Raw genomic sequence first — 18,839 nt, 5'->3', positions numbered from 1 at the left:
ACACAGATTATTTTACAGTCTCCCATTAGATAAACTGCTTTTTATTTTATTGTATTTAAAATGTTATCCGACCTATGATTTGCAAGCACTTCTTTTTGGTTTAGATAGAACACGGGTATGTCGCTGGGTAAAAATATTATTGCCGGTTTTAGAGATGACCTTGGGGCGAGAATGTGTTTTGCCCGCTCGTCAAATTCGCTCTGCTGAGGAATTTTTTCGCGCCTTTCCTGGAGTTAAAGACGTCTTTATTGATGGGACAGAGCGACCTGTCCAAAAGCCTAAGAATCTGCGTCGGCGAAAAAAAATGTATTCGGGAAAGAAAAGACAGACCACTCGAAAAGGGCTTATTATGACTGACGAAACAAGGCAAATTGGATTTATCCCCATGAGCAAAAATGGGCGCCGTCACGATAAACGCTTACTCGATAAAGTCGATATAATTCGCCATATTCCTCCTGAGGTAACCATCTGGGCAGATACCGGTTTTCAAGGTATAGATAAACAGCATCCTAATACACAAATCCCAAAAAAAGGAACTCGAAAAAGACCTTTATCGCCTGAACAAAAACAAGAAAATAAAATAATCTCGGGCATCCGTATTACAGTTGAACACGCCATCGCGGGTATCAAGCGCCTCGGTTGCATGACCCAAATTTTACGGAATCGTAGACCCTTTATTGATGATACCTTCTTACTCCTTAGCGCCGGTCTTTGGAATTTCCATCTCAGAACAGCGTAAAATTTACTTCAATCACCGAAACACCCTTATTTCACTATTAAGCAACACGCTTATTGTTAGTGGACAAGGCACAGTTGCTTACCCTCACAGCACCGGAAATGACCGTACTGCTCGGCGGGTTGCGCGTACTGAATATCAATACCGGGCAAACAGCGCACGGTGTATTTACTCAACGCCCTGGCACCTTGACCACTGATTTCTTCATCAACTTGCTGGACATGAATACCACCAGGCACCCGATTGATGCATCGCACACACTGTTTGAAGGACGCGATCGCACCACGGGTCAACCAAAATGGACAGGAACACGCGTAGATCTGATTTTCGATTCACACTCACAGCTACGGGCGCTGGCAGAGGTTTACGCCAGTGCGGATGCGCAGGCATCGTTCGTGCACGATTTCGTGGCTGTCTGGAATAAAGTGATGAATCTGGATCGTTTCGATCTGGTATAGCGGTTGTTCGGAGCTAGGGTCGTGCAGTAAGACTCTTCTGGTGTCCCAACATGGTCTTAGGGCCATGTTGGGGCATAACCACAGAGCGGATTGCCGCCAGTGGTGTAATTCCGCTCATCAGCTTTACAAAGTAACAGGCAATCCCTTTGACAACCTCACCATCAAGGAAAAAGTGCAAAGTCCAGGTTCCTGTCGTCATCAGCAGAATAGTTAGGACAAACACGCTAAACCACTTCTGTCGTTGCATAAATACCTCACGCTGAAATGGCACGCAACAAAACGTGCCGAAATTTGATACCAAGTAAACAAGAAATACATACCAGCATGTACTACAACAGAGTGATAATGGCAGTACGAAAATATGTAGAATTTCTTAATTTTCGGAATAAGCAGCTAGCACAACCCTGTCTATAAGCACTATGTTCTTACTGGCTTGACATTTCTTTTTTCTGCGCCAGGTTATACCATCCAAGGGATGACCCTTCCTGCGGAGAGCTGGCAATGACGCTGCAAATTGGAACTTATGTTTTTGATAATGTTGAGGTATTAGACTTTGCAGGGCCTTATGAAGTCTTTACCTACGCAACGCGTGTGGCGGGTGGACCCGAACCGAGTTTTAGCGTGTTCACGCTCGGAGAGAAGCGTGTGACAGTGCGCGCGCGTGCAGGATTAAAGATCGATCCCGATTACGCCCTTGACGATCATCCTGCACTGGATTGTCTGATCGTCCCCGGAGGGGTGGTTACTGCGGAGATGGAAAAAACCGCGGTTATTGACTGGCTTACCCGCCAAACCCCGCAAACAACCATTACTGCATCTGTTTGCACTGGTGCTTTTTTACTCGCAAAAACCGGGCTATTCAACCACCGTTCGGTAACCACCCATTGGGAAGACATTGCCGATTTGAAGACGATGTTCCCTACGTTAGACGTGAAAAGTGATGTGCGCTGGGTTGATCAAGGGGCGCTTGTGTCCTCGGCAGGGATTTCTGCTGGCATTGATATGAGCCTGCATCTGGTTGAGCGTTTTGCAGGGCGCGAATTGGCAGAAAAAACCGCCAGACAACTGGAGTTTGACTGGACAGAAAACCCTGACTGATGCAAAACAGGCTGGCCAAGCCAGCCTGCTCTTCCACTTTATTTCACGGCATTGCTCATTATAGCCAAGCGACATTATTTTGATAACAGCCAGCTATGCTTCTTTGCCGCATATCAGGGCATAGGATGTAATCATTTTTAAGTCGGTTGGCTATATTTTACCGAGGCTTATGACCCATTCCTCACCGCGCTGCATCGCTGGCGCATAAGCATTGTCGTTTACCATGGTGACCGGTTGAATCTCCAGCACCCGCCCCTTAAACAAGGTTGAGCAGGCTTTGTTGAATAATTTAACCGTTTGATTTACATCTTCTTTAGTTAGAATGCATTTACAGAGAATGTATTTTGTTAGAACGACAAATCAAATAGTTAGCACAATAAAAAGCATTCCGAGAGGAAAAATTAGTCGTTGAAATTTTATAATGCTTATATAAATCAGTATCTTAAATTATTCAACAAAGCCGGTTGAGCACACCTGGTGCACCACTTTTTCATTCATGATCGTTTGCAGGCAACGAAACCGGGGCGCATCCGGCGCAGCCAGATCTTTCATTTCCGGTTTGATACGCTGACGCAACATCTCTTTTTCAGCACTGGCGACCACTGCATCCAGATCGCGATCGCTGGAAGCCACGGGGATGTTGCCTGTTGCATCTGCCGGTAAGGTATAAAGCGTGACCAGCACTTTACGCATAGTAGCAGGATCAACGTACTCCACCTGAAACGTATGGTAATCCGAGACCACTTAAACCGTGCGACGCTGCAAGCCATCCAGCGTTTTCGGTAGCGTATCGGCAATTTGCTGCGTAGTGAAACCCTCGATAACGTCGGAACTCGTCGCCTGTGCCAAGCCATACAGCGGCAGCATCAGCAACAATCCGCACATACTCTGTTTTATTTTCATGGTGAACTCCCGACAGTGAAAAAGTATGCGCATGCCATCACGCAGTATTCTGGTTATAACACTAGCACTAAAAAGGATTTTCTATCCCGCTATTAGCGGCTTTTTTTACCGAAATGCCGAGAATTTGCATCTACTGTGATCAAAAACAATACGTTAAAAACCAGCATGTTTCATGCAGAGTACTGTTTGCTCCTGGGCTTACGTGTATGATTGCACGCTATTTGAAAGGCAGAGCACGATCCGGTGGAGAAATGGGCAGATATTATGCATGTAAACCTGACACTGTTTAAAAGTGACAATGTGCTTTTAAATAGCTTTAACGTTTTTATTTTGACACTACTGGGCTGCATGTTAGGTTCACATGCGCGTATGTCAGGCATCGATCTCTCTGTTCTCTGGCCCGTCAACATTCTGGTTGCTGCCCTGTTTTATCGCTGTCGCGGTCTGAATACCCCTTGGTATTACTGCGTTGCCTATAGCGCCATGATCGCGCAAGACAGCCTGATTTATGGCTGGGGGGTCAGCGCTCTTACTATTATAGCCAACCGACTTAAAAATGATTACATCCTATGCCCTGATATGCGGCAAAGAAGCATAGCTGGCTGTTATCAAAATAATGTCGCTTGGCTATAATAGTGCCAACCTGGTGTTTATCTTTGTGCTGGTCAAATTATTGCGTTGGCCAGAACGATATCGTCAGCAAGAAGCCGATATCACCTCCTCATTACACCTGTTTGCCTCTTGTATGATCGCCGCCCTTTGCTGTGCGCTGGTCGGCGCGTTCGCGCAACACATGGCCGTGCAAACACGTCAACCGTTTCAACAAGATGTGCTCAACTGGTTCAGTGACCAGTTTTACACCGCAGTGCTATTTTTGCCGTTACTGCTGACGCTGCGCAGCGATTTCACATTGCGTATGCCCAACGCTGACTGGCGCAGCAGCATCCCCCTACTGTTTCTTGTACTGTCGCTGGGATTGGGCATGCTGGTTGGGCCGATTGCCATTTTAGCGTTCCCCCTGCCTGCGCTCACCTGGTGTGCCATCGTGTATCCGTTGTGGGCTATACGCCTGATTACCTTGTGCACGGGTATTGTTGAACTGATCGCGACAGCGCTTCATGTTCAGGGGATTTATGACCATCAGGATGAGCTGTTTATGCAGGCGATCACCATCGCCCGTATCAGTATCGCCGCTATCATCTTTAGCCCGTTGCTGATGGCCATGAACGCCAAAACCATCCGCCAGCTCAATCAACGCTTGTTGATGCAGGCCAGCCACGATTTCCTCACTCACCTGCTTTCGCGCTATGGTTTTAACGATGCGTTAAACCGTTACGGGGAAATACCCCGCTATCGCCAAGCGGCCATCAATATAATGCTGGTTGATATCGATCACTTCAAAACCATCAACGACAGTTACGGCCACGATAACGGTGACCAGGTTTTGAAACACGTCGCGCATCTGATTCAACAATCCATCCCTGAACCGGGACTGGTGAGCCGCATCGGTGGAGAAGAGTTTGCGGCAGTCTGTTTTGATTTCTCAGAGCAGGACTTTTTTGCGTTAGCAGAGCATTTGCGCATGCGAATTCGCGACACGCCCTGCATTATTCATGGCTCACCGGTATCCGTTGCAGTGAGCATCGGCATAGCCTATGCGCCAGCTTCAGCGATGGACCTGACGCAGCATGTGCACCAACTCTTCGCTGCCGCCGATAAAAATCTGTATATCGCCAAACGGGAAGGCCGCAACCGGACGGTACAGTAAGGGACGGTTTCGAGTACTGCCTGCCCTGCTGGGAATTAGCACGCTGTGCGAGGCAGGTTGCCTGATACCGCTCAAGGCAACCTGTCTTAGCGTATTGTCACTCTCATCAGGTGCGGATGAAGCAAAACGCCGCTTTTACATTAATAGAAGCCAAGTAGTTTCCACCACAGCAAGCCCACGCTGAAAGTCAGCACGACGTTAAAGGTGACCACCGCTGCGTTAATTTTATAAAAGCGCGGTCGCGTGAAATAGCCCTGAGCGAAATAGATAGGCCCCGGCCCGCCACCATACTCAGTATTGCCCCACATCAGATTACTGAAAATCCCGAAACAGATGGCAACCATCATCGGTGGTGCCCCCGCAGCAATGGCCGTGGCCGCAAAAGGCACATAAAGGGCAGCGACATGTCCGGAAGCCGTGGCAAACAGGTAGTGCACATAGATGTAGAGCACACCCAGCAGCACAAAGGTCTCCATGGCACCAAACCCTTGGATCAGGTCGCCCAGCAAGCCCGCCATCCATTTGATGAAGCCCAGATCGGAAAGCCCGGTAGCCAGACTGATGATAACGCTAAACCAGATAACCGTGTCCCAGGCCGCATGATCTTTCAGCAAGGCTTTCCAATCCACGGCGCCGACGGCAAACAAATACGCCGCCAACCCTAACCCTACCGATGTCGCGGACAGGCCGGTGATCAGGCTGGTTCCCCACCCCACCAATGCCAACAGAAAACCAAACGCCACTTTCTTTTCCGTTGTGGTCATGGGGCCTAACTGAGAGAGCGCCTCACGTCCCATCGCTTTCGCTTCCGGCGTGAGTTTCAGTTCAGGGTTCACCAATTTGTACACCAATAATGGCATCAAACAAAAACAGACCAGCGCGGGAAGCACAGCAGCAATAAACCAGCCACTCCAGGTTATTTCAACGCCAAGCGAGTTTTTTGCCAGACTGCTCACCAGCGGATTCGCTGCCATCCCGGTCAGAAAAATGGCACCGGTAATCGGCGTAAACTGAAAGCAGACCATGGTCAGGAAATCCCCGATCTTTTTACCGCTTTCACCCGGTGTCGATCCCAATACGGTATTGATAGAACGCGCAATGGGGAAGATGATGCCCCCGGAACGGGCGGTTACCGAAGGCATCGCGGGTGCCATGATCAAATCGGAAATGCCCAGTGAATAGGCAATACCCAGGCTGCTGCCGCCAAATAAAGAAAGAATTTTATAGGCGATACGTTTACCCAACCCTGAAGTGACAAACCCCAGAGACAGGATGTAAGCGCAGAAAATCAACCACACCGTGCCGCTGGCAAAACCAGACAGCGCTTTTGCTTCGGTAAGCGTTTGAGTGAAGATGGCCACGCAAAGCGCGATCAACATCACCGCCCCCGAGGGCAATGGCTGCGTCAAGATGGCTGCAATGGTAGCAGCAAAAATGGCGAACATATGCCATGCCTGGGGAGAAAGGTTGGCAGGTACGGGAGCAAGCCAGATAGCGATGCCCAATACAATGGGCACCACCACGGCGAACACCTTTTTCCCTGTGGATGAATCGGATGACATAATCATCTCCTCATACGTAGAGCGGGTGAACCCCGGACATTAAGACCGGCTGGCAGAGATTTTCAGCACCTGATCGACCATTTCTGGTGCCATGCCGAGATAGTTGGTCGGATCGGTCAAACGCTCAATCAATTCCCGAGCCAAACGATCCGCCACGTTCGGCATCGCATTGAGCATATCCGCCAGTCGGCCGCCCTTCTCATTCACAATGCGACAAGCATCGTAAACGATATCGTGCGCATCCTGTCGTCCAATATAAGGTGCCAGCCCCATCATCACCGCTTCCGCGACGATAAGCCCTTTGGTCATATCGAGATTACGCGCCATCGCCTGTTCATCCACGATCAGTCCGCTTAGCATAAAGTTGGCCTGATGCAGCGCACCGGCGGAGAGAATGAAGCTTTCCGGAATAGCGATCCATTCGGCATGCCACGGCCCGGTGGCACGTTCGAGATCCTGCACCATGGCATCTAACATCAAACCGGCTTGCTGCCGCACACCTTTGGCACATGCCAACATCCGTTCACTCGAAATAGGATTACGCTTTTGCGGCATGGTGCTGCTGGCACAGCGCCCCTTCACAAAGGGCTCATACAGTTCGCCAAACTCATTGTATGCCATCAACATCACGTCATAGGCAATCTTGCCCAGCGAACCGGTCATCAGTGCCAGCAAGTTAACCGCTTCGGCAAACCCATCGCGTGCCACATGCCAGGTTGAGACAGGTACACCCAATCCCAACTCTTCCATGAGCGCTTTCTGAACGTCCAGACCTTTATCACCCAAAGAGGCCAGGGTTCCGGCGGCACCGGCAAATTCACCCACCAGAATGCGGGGACGCGCCTGATCGAGGCGTTCCTGATGGCGATCGAACATATCAAGCCAGATTGCCGCTTTATAGCCGAAGGTCACCGGCAACGCCTGCTGCAAATGGGTGCGCCCTGCCATCGGTGTCGTGCGGTAACGATGTGCCAGGCCGGCAAGCGTCCCACGTAATGTTTTGATTTCCTTCTCAATCAGCTCAAAAGCATCGCGGATTTGCAAAACCACAGCGGTGTCCATGATGTCCTGGGTGGTAGCGCCCCAGTGAACAAACCCACCTGACTCCCCCGCCTGTTTGGAGATTTGATGCACCAGCGGCAGAATCGGGTAGCCGACAATTTCAGTTTCATGACGCAGCAGATCAAAATCCAACGTATCGGCATTGCAGCGTTGGGCAATCTCTTGCGCCGCCGCTTCGGGGATAACACTACAGCGCGCCTGCGCTTTGGCGAGCGCTATCTCAACAATGACATATTTTCTAATCAGCTCGTGGTCGTCAAAAACGGCGCGCATTGCTGGCGTGCCAAATGTATCACGAAACAATACGGAATCAAGCACATTCGAAGCCATAAAAGCATCCTGAAATGAGAGTAAGAGTGATAAACTGCGCCTGTCATGCCGCAATGGGGTTGTCAGTAAGCCAATACTGTTAAGGGGCATGACAGGCACATCGGTACTCACCGGTCTGTACTATTGTTTACGTACAAGCACGTTTAAATGTACGAACAAAATAAAATGTACGGACATTAAAACGAAAGCGTTTTAGCGTAGCTTTGTGATATTGACCCGTTATGCGGAAAAAAAACCGTTGCCTATGAAAGAATCGTTGTATCGACGCATTGCGCGTGAACTTGCACAGCAAATCCTCTCCGGACAATACCCGGTGGGTTCCCTGTTACCGACGGAAATGGCGCTGTGCGAGCACTATCAAGTCAGCAGACACACCATGCGAGAGGCGCTGCGCGACCTGACCGAGCAGGGATTGATTACGCGGCGCAAGGGCGCTGGCACGCAAGTGACTGACAAAGCGCAGCACAAAGGGTTAGCACCATTCCCACTCGAAACGCAACAAAGTGACCCACTTGCCAGAGTCGGATAAAATCACCGTTCTGGCCATACTGGAGAGCCTGTTGCATGCAGGGAAAACATCTGACTCACAAAGAACGGTTCTACATCGAAAAGCGGCGTGGTGAAGGTGTCAACCAAGCTACCATCGCCAGAGAGCTTGCTCTGCCTCGCTCGACCATCAGCAGGGAACTCAGACGCAATACCGACCCTACTTTCAATGGTGTCTACTGCTGTAGAAGGGCGGACACTCTGGCCCGGGAACGCCGTCATAAGCCTCTGCCAAACAATGCTTTTTACCCGTTGGAGCCACACATTCAGAACTTCATCAGGCAGGCGCTTTCCACTCACTCTTCACCTGAAATCATCAGTGGCCGTTTGCACCTGGAATTCGGTATATCTGTCAGCAAGAATACGCTATATCGCTATATCCGGCAGGAGAGACAGGATGGCGGGGAGCTATATCAGCAACTTCCTCATCGGGGAAAACGTTACAGGTACAATGCCGAAAACCTCAAATCAGGCCCTATTCCCAACCGTGTTGGTATTGAGTATCGCCCAGCTCAAGCCGAGCTTAAACAGGAGCCTGGCCACTTCGAAATTGACACTATTTTTGGCAAAGACCAGAAGTCATTCTTGTTAAGAATCGTAGATAAAGCATTGAAAAAATTCATCATTCGCAAACTGCCTAATAAGCGTGCGGAGACTGTGGTTGCTGCTTTCAGGGACATTGAAGCTAATACCTTTTGCAAGTTTAAGACCCTAACAGCTGATAACGGCCCTGAATTCGCTCTGCACGAGCAAATTACTCAAATCACAGGGGCGCAGGTCTACTTTGCCCATCCTTATCATTCCTGGGAGAGGGGCTTGAATGAGCACACCAACGGGCTGATACGACGTTTTTACCCAAAGGGAACAGACTTCAGTCAGGTCAGTCATCGTAAGATTGCCGAACTCGAACACATACTCAATACAAGGGGCAGAAAATCGTTGGGCTATCGTTCTCCCAATGAGGTATTTTTAACGCACTTACTGGTGGCATAAGCCTCTACCGTTTTGTTGCGTTTCGAGTGGGAATGGGGCGTTAAACCATCCGTTGGCTTGTCTGGAAGATCTGTTTTTTCTGGCGAAAAACAATCGGCGCGTGCTGAAAAGGATTGATGAAGTCGTTGCTGACTACGACCTGGCACAGACCATCGGCTGTGAGCCGGGATCTCGCTGGTTACACGTTGCCAGCATTCGAGAGGACAGCGAAAACAAAGACGCGCCCATATGCTGGACGGACAGCTATGCTAGCGCCACCTTCACCAAAGTGCGCCAGTTGGTGCGCAGCGATCCCTTTGCACTGATCAGCGATCTGATCGAAACCCACTACGGCATTCAAAGTGAGGAGGTGCGGCAAACTATTTCTGCGGTCACCGTGTCCGCGAAAATTGCCAAGGTGCTGGGCGTTGAGCCCGGCTCGCCCGCACTGAAGATTGTACGCCGTTATCAGGATCGAGACGGCAATACGTTTGAAACCACGATTTCGGTGCACCCGGCCGATCGCTATGCGTGTTCTATCGTACTGACGCGGGCAAAAGGTTGAGAGCGTCACATTCTTCATGAAACGGATATGAACCATTCACACGTTACAGATACGTTTAGAATTCAGCCGCTATAGTACGCGCCGTATAACTACGGAGAGCGATTTTTTGGACAGTCAAAGCGATATACGTTGTGAAAACATTAATCGTGAAAGCATCGATGGTAAAAACAACGGCATTATCTCTCCGGCAAACTGACACACGCTACTGTGCGTTGCTTGCCGGTAACGGTGGGCGACGCAATCAACATTTATCACGATTGCATCACTGTTAAACCTTGATCCATGACGGCGTACATGAAAAGCCGTATAAACAGAAAGCATCAGGATGCATCTCTACACTTACGTACTCTTTCCTCCCGGCCAATAGCGCCTTTATATCCAGTAATACCTTGCGTTCAGGCTGAGGTAGAAGCTTTATGACGACGCTCGCTCACCTTACCCTCAAGCGATTATTCTGAATACACGCCCGGTTTCTCCGTATATTCCTGCGTTCCTGGCGTCCCGGCATCACTACGTTCAAGCTATCGCTTCTCAGCGGTTAAGGAGCCGAAATGGACGATCACCCCAGTCAGCAATCTACAGCGCGTAGCAAAGGATGACACGCTAGCTCGTTTGCTTCTCCATCCTCTATCTGCCACGCATAACAATTAGTCCGCTTGCACATCATGCCCCTGAAGGACGGCCTTTCCACGTCTTTAAAAAGACGTACTGAAAGCGATGTGCCTAAAAATGAGTAACGGTTATGACTCAGATGTTAGAAAACTTGCCCGTTCGCCGTCAGCAGTCGGTAAAAAAAAGCTACCTTATTGCAGACGAAGCGGTAAAAAGCCTTGATAGCACCCTTACCTCACTTTCTACCAACCTGGACGGTTTGGTGGAAGCCGAGGCAAAGGAGCGTTTACTTGAAAACGGCCCCAACCAGGTGGCGCAAGAGAAAGCGCCTCCCGCACTAACACAGCTCATCAGCGCCTTTAATAACCCCTTTATTTTTATTTTACTGACATTAGCCGCTATCGGTACATTTACCGATTATTGGCTGCCCTTGCAGCGCGGAGAAGAGACCGATTTGACCGGTACCATTATCATTCTGGTCATGGTAACCCTGAGCGGTTTGCTGCGCTTTTGGCAAGAGTTCCGCACCAATCAGGCAGCAGAAGCGTTGAAATCGCTGGTGCGCACCACCGCCACCGTACTGCGCCGCACCCATCCCAATGCCCGCGCGGAATGCAGCGAAATCCCGCTGCAAGCGCTGGTACCTGGCGATATCATTTTGCTTTCGGCAGGGGACATGGTGCCCGCCGATGTAAAATTGATTGAATCACGCGATCTGTTTATCAGCCAGGCGGTCCTCACCGGAGAATCCCTTCCCGTTGAGAAATATGACACCTCGGCTCATGTGGCAGAGAAATCGTGTCAGACGCCCATCAATCAGGAGGGGATCTCTCTGCTGGAAATGGGCAATATCTGCCTGATGGGCACCAATGTTTCCAGCGGTATCGCCAAAGCCGTAGTCGTGGCTACCGGCAACCACACCTACTTTGGTTCGTTGGCTAAATCCATCATCGGCACCCGTGCGCAAACGGCGTTCGATCGCGGTGTTAACAGCGTGAGCCGTTTATTGATTCGCTTTATGTTAGTGATGGTGCCCGTGGTATTGCTGATTAACGGTTTTACCAAAGGCGACTGGGCAGAAGCAGCGCTTTTCGCGCTGGCCGTCGCGGTTGGGCTAACACCAGAAATGTTGCCGATGATTGTTACTGCCAACCTGGCGAAAGGGGCAATCAGAATGTCGCGCAGCAAAGTGGTCGTCAAGCATCTCAATGCCATCCAGAATTTTGGTGCCATGGATGTGCTCTGCACCGACAAAACCGGCACATTGACGCAGGATCGCATCATTCTCGAGCACCACCTGTGCGTCAACGGTAATGAGAGCGAGCAGGTGCTGAGGCTGGCTTGGTTGAACAGCTTCCACCAAAGCGGGATGAAAAACCTGATGGACAAGGCCATCATCCGTTTCGGCAAGGAAAAACCGCATATTGCGGCGCTGACCCAGCATGACAAAATCGATGAGCTGCCCTTTGATTTTATTCGCCGCCGGCTGTCCATTTTAATCAACAGTGACAACCAGCAGTACCAGTTAATCTGTAAGGGCGCGGTAGAAGAGATGCTCGCCATCGCGACCCATATCGACGAAAACGGTGAAAAACAGGCTTTGTTGAATAATTTAACCGTTTGATTTACATCTTCTTTAGTTAGAATGCATTTACAGAGAATGTATTTTGTTAGAACGACAAATCAAATAGTTAGCACAATAAAAATCATTCCGAGAGGAAAAATTAGTCGTTGAAATTTTATAATGCTTATATAAATCAGTATCTTAAATTATTCAACAAAGCCTGAAAAACAGCCACTGGATGATACCCGTCGTAGCGCACTGCTTGCACTGGCAGAACGTTATAACCAGCAGGGTTTCCGTGTATTAATGATAGGAACGCGTGAATTTGGTGCCAGCGATTACCACTTCCCACTCACCGAAGCCGATGAGCGGGAAGTGGTAATCCATGGCCTATTGACCTTCCTCGATCCCCCGAAACCCTCATCCGCTTGCACGATCACCGCACTGCGAGAAAACGGTGTGCAGGTCAAAGTGCTTACGGGCGATAACCCGGTGGTATCCAGCAAAGTGTGTAAAGATGTTGGGCTTGATGCAGACCAGCCGCTGCTCGGTGCTGACATCGATAACATGGATGATGCCACGCTGGCGCGCGAAGTGGAGCAACGCACACTAAGCGTGTTGCTTAATAGTGAAATAAGGGTGTTTCGGTGATTGAAGTAAATTTCACGCTGTTCTGAGATGGAAATTCCAAAGACCGGCGCTAAGGAGTAAGAAGGTATCATCAATAAAGGGTCTACGATTCCGTAAAATTTGGGTCATGCAACCGAGGCGCTTGATACCCGCGATGGCGTGTTCAACTGTAATACGGATGCCCGAGATTATTTTATTTTCTTGTTTTTGTTCAGGCGATAAAGGTCTTTTTCGAGTTCCTTTTTTTGGGATTTGTGTATTAGGATGCTGTTTATCTATACCTTGAAAACCGGTATCTGCCCAGATGGTTACCTCAGGAGGAATATGGCGAATTATATCGACTTTATCGAGTAAGCGTTTATCGTGACGGCGCCCATTTTTGCTCATGGGGATAAATCCAATTTGCCTTGTTTCGTCAGTCATAATAAGCCCTTTTCGAGTGGTCTGTCTTTTCTTTCCCGAATACATTTTTTTTCGCCGACGCAGATTCTTAGGCTTTTGGACAGGTCGCTCTGTCCCATCAATAAAGACGTCTTTAACTCCAGGAAAGGCGCGAAAAAATTCCTCAGCAGAGCGAATTTGAGGAGCGGGCAAAACACATTAAACTAGTTGCTGAATAGAGACTTGCATTTTTTGTCAGGCTATTGAGAATAAAAAGAGGTTTAACTTAGAGAATAAAGGTTTGAAATGATCAACAAAGAGCGGTTGTTACGAGATAATCGTTTATGTAAAGCAATCATTGGATTATCAGTCGAAGAATTGAAAAATTTAGCCGCTGAATTTTCAGCTTGTTATTTGATTTATCGGAAAAAGAATCGAAAAGATCACGAGCGGCAGATGGGTGCAGGGCAGAAAGGATTTATCCCAACCCCATTAGATAAACTGCTTTTTATTTTATTGTATTTAAAATGTTATCCGACCTATGATTTGCAAGGACTTCTTTTTGGTTTAGATAGAACACGGGTATGTCGCTGGGTAAAAATATTATTGCCGGTTTTAGAGATGACCTTGGGGCGAGAATGTGTTTTGCCCGCTCGTCAAATTCGCTCTGCTGAGGAATTTTTTCGCGCCTTTTCTGGAGTTAAAGACGTCTTTATTGATGGGACAGAGCGACCTGTCCAAAAGCCTAAGAATCTGCGTCGGCGAAAAAAAATGTATTCGGGAAAGAAAAGACAGACCACTCGAAAAGGGCTTATTATGACTGACGAAACAAGGCAAATTGGATTTATCCCCATGAGCAAAAATGGGCGCCGTCACGATAAACGCTTACTCGATAAAGTCGATATAATTCGCCATATTCCTCCTGAGGTAACCATCTGGGCAGATACCGGTTTTCAAGGTATAGCTAAACGACTTAATTTTGATTACATTATTTAAATGAGCTATTCAATTGATTTTAGACGTAAAGTGATATCTACACGGAAAAACGAAGGGTTGAGTATCCGAGAAACAGCGAAGCAATTTCGGATTGGCCCTGCCTCTGTATCGCGTTGGATTAATCAAATAGAGTCAAAAGCATCGACCACGCGTCAGCGAAAGATCGATAAATCCGAGTTGATAAAAGATGTTGAACAATATCCAGATGCTTACCAAAAAGAACGTGCAGAGCGTTTTGGCGTGGCTTTGTTGAATAATTTAAGATACTGATTTATATAAGCATTATAAAATTTCAACGACTAATTTTTCCTCTCGGAATGCTTTTTATTGTGCTAACTATTTGATTTGTCGTTCTAACAAAATACATTCTCTGTAAATGCATTCTAACTAAAGAAGATGTAAATCAAACGGTTAAATTATTCAACAAAGCCTTTTGGCGTTTGTCAGAAGGCCATTTGGCAAGCGCTTAAAAAGCTGGGATTGACCTATAAAAAAAACTCTACGTCATCCGAAAGCCGACGAAAACGCCCGGCAGGGATTTCAACAAAAAAAACAACAGTATGAAAAAGAAGGCAAACCTATTGTTTTTATTGATGAAAGTGGTTTTTCACACGATGCCCCACGGACTCACGGCTATTCCCCAAAAGGTCAACGGTGTTTTGGCCTGAAGAACTGGGGAGCTAGGGGAAGAACAAATGTTATCGGCGCTTTATTAGGCACAACGCTGTTTGCTATCGGATTATTTGATATCAATATTAACAGCGATGTTTTCTATGCCTGGGTCACACAAGTCCTTATCCCAGTACTCCCTAAAAACAGTGTAATCATGATGGACAATGCCACTTTTCACAAAAAACATAATATTCAACAAGTCATCATCGATGCAGGGTATATGGTGGAGTATTTGCCTACATATTCGCCAGATCTTAACCCAATTGAGCATAAATGGGCACAAGCAAAAAGCAAAAAGCAAAAAAAGAGAGATGGGTTGCGATACAGAGAGTTTGTTCTCAGTCCATATGGTGTAATCAAAATTAAGTCGCTTGGCTATATAGATAAACAGCATCCTAATACACAAATCCCAAAAAAAGGAACTCGAAAAAGACCTTTATCGCCTGAACAAAAACAAGAAAATAAAATAATCTCGGGCATCCGTATTACAGTTGAACACGCCATCGCGGGTATCAAGCGCCTCGGTTGCATGACCCAAATTTTACGGAATCGTAGACCCTTTATTGATGATACCTTCTTACTCCTTAGCGCCGGTCTTTGGAATTTCCATCTCAGAACAGCGTAAAATTTACTTCAATCACCGAAACACCCTTATTTCACTATTAAGCAACACGCTTATTCTCGCCCCAAGGTCATCTCTAAAACCGGCAATAATATTTTTACCCAGCGACATACCCGTGTTCTATCTAAACCGGCTTTGTTGAATAAATCGAACTTTCAGGGGATCGCCGGATCAAAGCACTATCATCGCTCCCGATAGCAGCTCCCCATGGCAAAGCAAAAGTTTAAAACCACCAACTGGCCCACCTACAACAAAGCACTCAGACAACGCGGCTCCCTGACGGTCTGGCTTGATGAGTCCGCCATCGCTGCATGGACTGACAGTTCTTCGCCTGAAGGTCGTGGTCGGCCGCTTTACTACACCGATATGGCTGTTATAGCCAACCGACTTAAAAATGATTACAGCCGATGCCCTGATATGTGGCAAAGAAGCATAGCTGGCTGTTATCAAAATAATGTCGCTTAGCTATACCACGGTTTTGATGATAAAGCGCGTGTTTAACCTGTCGCTCCGGGCATTACAGGGCTTTGTCGACTCGGTTTTTACACTGATGAGCGGCTTTGTTGAATAATTTAAGATGCTGATTTATATAAGCATTATAAAATTTCAACGACTAATTTTTCCTCTCGGAATGCTTTTTATTGTGCTAACTATTTGATTTGTCGTTCTAACAAAATACATTCTCTGTAAATGCATTCTAACTAAAGAAGATGTAAATCAAACGGTTAAATTATTCAACAAAGCCCTGATGAGCCTGCCACTGCGCTGCCCGGACTACTCTCTGGTCAGTCGGCGGGCAAAAACCGTCAGTATCAGCATAAAAACGCCAACGCGTGGTGAAATCTCGCATCTGGTCATCGACAGTACCGGTCTGAAGGTCTTTGGCGAAGGTGAATGGAAAGTCAGGCAGCATGGGGCTGACAGACGAAGAGTGTGGCGCAAGCTTCATCTGGCAGCAGACAGTGCGACGCATGAGATTATCTGTGCCGACTTATCGCTCAGCGGAACGACAGATGCGCAGGCACTGCCGGGCCTGATTAACCAAACCCACCGAAAAATCAGGGAAGTGTCAGCAGACGGTGCTTATGACGCCCGTTACTGCCACGATGCGTTGCTAAGAAAGAAAATCAGGCCCCTTATCCCGCCGCGAAGCGGAGCCAAATACTGGCCGGACAAGTACCATGAACGTAACCATGCGGTGGCGAATCAGCGTCTGAGCGGGAGTAATGATATGTGGAAAAAGAAAGTGGGTTATCACCGGCGTTCAGTGGCAGAAACAGCGATGTTCCGCATAAAAACTTTGCTGGGTGGCCATCTGAGCCTGCGTGACTATGAGGCTCAAGTAGGTGAAGCCATAGCGATGTTCAAAGCGCTGAACCGTATGACGTTGTTGGGTATGCCACACAGCGTCAGGATAGGATAACAGGTGTAGCAGAGGGAGTCATCCTGTCGGCTAATTCTGATTTATTCAACAAAGCCATCTAAACCAAAAAGAAGTCCTTGCAAATCATAGGTCGGATAACATTTTAAATACAATAAAATAAAAAGCAGTTTATCTAATGGGGTTGGGATAAATCCTTTCTGGAGACTGTAAAATAATCTGTGTAAATGGCATTTTGAGGAAAACCTTCAAAGGATATAGCCAAGCGACATTATTTTGATAACAGCCAGCTATGCTTCTTTGCCGCATATCAGGGCATAGGATGTAATCATTTTTAAGTCGGTTGGCTATAGCGGCCTTCAGGGACATCGTTGCCAATACCTTCTGCGAGTTTAAAACCCTGACTGCTGACAACGGTTCTGAATTTTCCCAGCACGGGGAAATTACAAAAGTCACGGGGGCACCGGTCTACTTTGCCCGGCCATATCATTCCTGGGAACGCGGTTTGAATGAGCATACCAATGGGCTGATACGGCGTTTTTACCCGAAGGGAACGGACTTCAATTATGTCACCCATCGCAAGGTTGCAGCACTCGAACACCTGCTCAATACGCGAGGGGCTTTGTTGAATAATTTAACCGTTTGATTTACATCTTCTTTATAGCCAACCGACTTAAAAATGATTACATCCTATGCCCTGATATGCGGCAAAGAAGCATAGCTGGCTGTTATCAAAATAATGTCGCTTGGCTATAACAAAATGCCTATCAGCAACGAACTTATTGACCAACTGCTTCAAGATTGTCACTCCCCTCAGGATCTGCTGGGTGAATCAGGCCTACTCAAGGTGCTGACTAAAAGACTGGCGGAACGGGTTCTTGAAGCTGAGATGGAGATGCACCTTGGGTATGCTAAGCATGACCCGGCTGGTAATCATTCAGGCAACTCCCGCAATGGCAAGACATCCAAGAGCGTACGTAGCCAAAATGGGGAGATCGAGCTCGATATTCCGCGCGACCGCAACAGTACCTTCGAGCCGACACTGATCGGTAAGAACGAAAAACAGCTTAACGGCTTCGATGACCGCATTATTTCTCTCTATTCCAGAGGGTTATCAACCCGTGATATTCAGGCACATTTTAAAGAAGTCTACGGGGTCGATGTTTCCGCTGGCTTCATTTCTCAAGTGACCAATGCTGTGATGGATGAAGTTAAGCGCTGGCAGCAACGGCCGCTGGATGCGCTTTATCCCATTGTTTACCTTGACTGTATTGTTGTCAAAAGCCAGGACGGCGGAGCCGTGGCCAACAAGTCTGTTTATCTGGCCCTCGGCGTCAACGGCCAGGGCGAAAAAGAGCTGCTGGGGCTATGGATAGCCAAAACTGAGGGGGCCAAGTTCTGGTTATCTGTGATGACAGAACTGAAAAATCGTGGGCTAAAGGACATCTTCGTCGCCTGCTGCGATGGCCTGAAAGGCTTTCCTGATGCCATTGAAGCTGTTTACCCGCATACGCGGGTACAGCTCTGCATTGTGCATCAGGTGCGGAACTCGCTGCGCTACGTCGGCTGGAAAGAGCGTAAGGCCGTTGCTGCTGACCTGCGCACCATCTATAGTTCCGCAACGCTAGAGGGCGCTGAAGAGGCCCTGGATGCCTTCGCGGCCAAATGGGATGAGCAGTTCCCGACGATCAGCCCGTCGTGGAGAAATAATTGGGAACGTCTCATCGTCATTTTTGACTTTCCGCCGGAGATCCGCAAGGTTATCTACACCACCAACGCAATAGAGTCGTTAAATGCTTCATTGCGCAAGATAACGAAAACGCGACGAATATTTCCAACGGATGACTCGGTGATAAAATTACTCTCTCTAGCCTTGCATAATATCTCTGCTAAATGGACCTTGCCAATCAGAGACTGGAAACCTGCTATGAGCCAATTCATGTTGATGTATGGAGAACGAATCTCCGGTTAAGCAATGGAG

General features: G+C 48.0%; 17 protein-coding genes and 6 pseudogenes. 17 read left to right on the top strand and 6 right to left on the bottom strand.

Going from position 1 to position 18,839, the window contains the following annotated elements:
- Positions 1–34: 34 nt before the first annotated feature.
- The 3 genes and pseudogenes from ACQGXV_RS25925 (at position 35) to ACQGXV_RS25915 (ending at position 2,292) form a co-directional block, all read left to right on the top strand.
- Positions 35–739 (top strand): transposase family protein, encoded by a 705-nt coding sequence (locus ACQGXV_RS25925; RefSeq protein ID WP_440867614.1) that lies wholly within the window; start codon positions 35–37, stop codon positions 737–739.
- Between the two features lie 53 nt (positions 740–792).
- Positions 793–1,194 (top strand): annotated as a pseudogene (locus ACQGXV_RS25920) (catalase/peroxidase HPI); the annotation flags it as partial.
- A 501-nt stretch (positions 1,195–1,695) separates the two neighbouring features.
- Positions 1,696–2,292, top strand: coding sequence for a DJ-1/PfpI family protein (locus ACQGXV_RS25915; RefSeq protein ID WP_440863643.1), 597 nt, complete (start codon positions 1,696–1,698; stop codon positions 2,290–2,292).
- 447 nt (positions 2,293–2,739) lie between these two features.
- Here ACQGXV_RS25915 and ACQGXV_RS25910 read toward each other — a convergent pair whose 3' ends face one another.
- Both ACQGXV_RS25910 and ACQGXV_RS25905 read right to left on the bottom strand, forming a co-directional pair.
- On the bottom strand, positions 2,740–2,985 hold the full coding sequence (locus ACQGXV_RS25910) for a hypothetical protein (protein WP_440863642.1): 246 nt from the start codon (positions 2,983–2,985) through the stop codon (positions 2,740–2,742).
- 51 nt (positions 2,986–3,036) lie between these two features.
- Positions 3,037–3,195: a hypothetical protein gene (locus ACQGXV_RS25905; RefSeq protein ID WP_440863641.1), complete on the bottom strand. Its 159-nt coding sequence runs from the start codon at positions 3,193–3,195 to the stop codon at positions 3,037–3,039.
- 348 nt (positions 3,196–3,543) lie between these two features.
- On the opposite strand from ACQGXV_RS25905, the gene ACQGXV_RS25900 reads away from it, so the two are divergent.
- Complete coding sequence (locus ACQGXV_RS25900) at positions 3,544–3,828, top strand: hypothetical protein (protein WP_440863640.1); 285 nt, start codon at positions 3,544–3,546, stop codon at positions 3,826–3,828.
- Entirely contained in the window at positions 3,812–4,963 is a 1,152-nt protein-coding gene (locus ACQGXV_RS25895; RefSeq protein WP_440863639.1) for a GGDEF domain-containing protein, read from the top strand. Before ACQGXV_RS25900 ends, ACQGXV_RS25895 begins: the two co-directional genes overlap by 17 nt.
- Positions 4,964–5,103: 140 nt before the next feature.
- On the opposite strand, the gene ACQGXV_RS25890 is transcribed toward ACQGXV_RS25895, so the two are convergent.
- Together ACQGXV_RS25890 and ACQGXV_RS25885 are read right to left on the bottom strand one after the other, a co-directional pair.
- Entirely contained in the window at positions 5,104–6,525 is a 1,422-nt protein-coding gene (locus ACQGXV_RS25890; protein WP_440863638.1) for a DASS family sodium-coupled anion symporter, read from the bottom strand.
- A 39-nt stretch (positions 6,526–6,564) separates the two neighbouring features.
- A complete protein-coding gene (locus ACQGXV_RS25885) occupies positions 6,565–7,917 on the bottom strand; it encodes a class-II fumarase/aspartase family protein (protein WP_440863637.1) in 1,353 nt (450 codons plus the stop codon).
- Positions 7,918–8,161: 244 nt separating this feature from the next.
- On the opposite strand from ACQGXV_RS25885, the pseudogene ACQGXV_RS25880 reads away from it, so the two are divergent.
- The 5 genes and pseudogenes from ACQGXV_RS25880 to ACQGXV_RS25860 form a co-directional block, all read left to right on the top strand.
- Positions 8,162–8,371, top strand: a pseudogene (locus tag ACQGXV_RS25880) (GntR family transcriptional regulator); the annotation flags it as partial.
- Positions 8,372–8,481: 110 nt separating this feature from the next.
- The gene (locus ACQGXV_RS25875; protein WP_440863636.1) at positions 8,482–9,456 is read left to right on the top strand and encodes an IS30 family transposase; all 975 of its coding nucleotides are present in this window, start codon (positions 8,482–8,484) and stop codon (positions 9,454–9,456) included.
- A 31-nt stretch (positions 9,457–9,487) separates the two neighbouring features.
- Positions 9,488–10,000 (top strand): annotated as a pseudogene (locus ACQGXV_RS25870) (GntR family transcriptional regulator); the annotation flags it as partial.
- 742 nt (positions 10,001–10,742) lie between these two features.
- Positions 10,743–12,203: pseudogene (mgtA, locus tag ACQGXV_RS25865) on the top strand (magnesium-translocating P-type ATPase); the annotation flags it as partial.
- Between the two features lie 279 nt (positions 12,204–12,482).
- A complete protein-coding gene (locus tag ACQGXV_RS25860; protein WP_440863635.1) occupies positions 12,483–12,827 on the top strand; it encodes a hypothetical protein in 345 nt (114 codons plus the stop codon).
- Between the two features lie 12 nt (positions 12,828–12,839).
- On the opposite strand, the gene ACQGXV_RS25855 is transcribed toward ACQGXV_RS25860, so the two are convergent.
- Entirely contained in the window at positions 12,840–13,400 is a 561-nt protein-coding gene (locus ACQGXV_RS25855) for a transposase family protein (protein ID WP_440863634.1), read from the bottom strand.
- A 93-nt stretch (positions 13,401–13,493) separates the two neighbouring features.
- Here ACQGXV_RS25855 and ACQGXV_RS25850 point away from each other — a divergent pair, with 93 nt between their 5' ends.
- The 5 genes and pseudogenes from ACQGXV_RS25850 to ACQGXV_RS25830 all read left to right on the top strand — a co-directional run.
- The gene (locus ACQGXV_RS25850; protein ID WP_440863633.1) at positions 13,494–14,183 is read left to right on the top strand and encodes a transposase family protein; all 690 of its coding nucleotides are present in this window, start codon (positions 13,494–13,496) and stop codon (positions 14,181–14,183) included.
- Positions 14,184–14,453, top strand: a complete 270-nt coding sequence (locus ACQGXV_RS25845; RefSeq protein WP_440863632.1) for an IS630 transposase-related protein — start codon at positions 14,184–14,186, stop codon at positions 14,451–14,453.
- 217 nt (positions 14,454–14,670) lie between these two features.
- Positions 14,671–15,480: an IS630 family transposase gene (locus ACQGXV_RS25840; RefSeq protein ID WP_440867613.1), complete on the top strand. Its 810-nt coding sequence runs from the start codon at positions 14,671–14,673 to the stop codon at positions 15,478–15,480.
- Positions 15,481–15,684: 204 nt separating this feature from the next.
- A pseudogene (locus tag ACQGXV_RS25835) lies at positions 15,685–16,024 on the top strand (transposase); the annotation flags it as partial.
- 198 nt (positions 16,025–16,222) lie between these two features.
- Positions 16,223–16,900 (top strand): annotated as a pseudogene (locus ACQGXV_RS25830) (IS5 family transposase); the annotation flags it as partial.
- A 129-nt stretch (positions 16,901–17,029) separates the two neighbouring features.
- Here the strand turns inward: ACQGXV_RS25830 and ACQGXV_RS25825 are convergent.
- Positions 17,030–17,227 carry a hypothetical protein gene (locus ACQGXV_RS25825; RefSeq protein ID WP_440863631.1) on the bottom strand — a complete coding sequence of 66 codons (198 nt, stop codon included), beginning with the start codon at positions 17,225–17,227 and terminating at the stop codon, positions 17,030–17,032.
- Between ACQGXV_RS25825 and ACQGXV_RS25820 the strand changes: the two genes are divergently transcribed.
- Together ACQGXV_RS25820 and ACQGXV_RS25815 are read left to right on the top strand one after the other, a co-directional pair.
- Positions 17,202–17,504: an IS30 family transposase gene (locus tag ACQGXV_RS25820; RefSeq protein WP_440863630.1), complete on the top strand. Its 303-nt coding sequence runs from the start codon at positions 17,202–17,204 to the stop codon at positions 17,502–17,504. The two genes, ACQGXV_RS25825 and ACQGXV_RS25820, sit on opposite strands and share 26 nt — an antisense overlap.
- Before the next feature lie 114 nt (positions 17,505–17,618).
- Positions 17,619–18,830 carry an IS256 family transposase gene (locus tag ACQGXV_RS25815; protein ID WP_440863629.1) on the top strand — a complete coding sequence of 404 codons (1,212 nt, stop codon included), beginning with the start codon at positions 17,619–17,621 and terminating at the stop codon, positions 18,828–18,830.
- The last annotated feature ends 9 nt before the right edge of the window (positions 18,831–18,839 follow it).

Source organism: Symbiopectobacterium purcellii, from assembly GCF_052050035.1.
Classification (GTDB): Bacteria; Pseudomonadota; Gammaproteobacteria; order Enterobacterales; family Enterobacteriaceae; genus Symbiopectobacterium; species Symbiopectobacterium purcellii_A.
The sequence above is the reverse complement of the archived record's forward strand: the minus strand, read 5'-3'. Positions and strand labels throughout refer to the sequence as shown.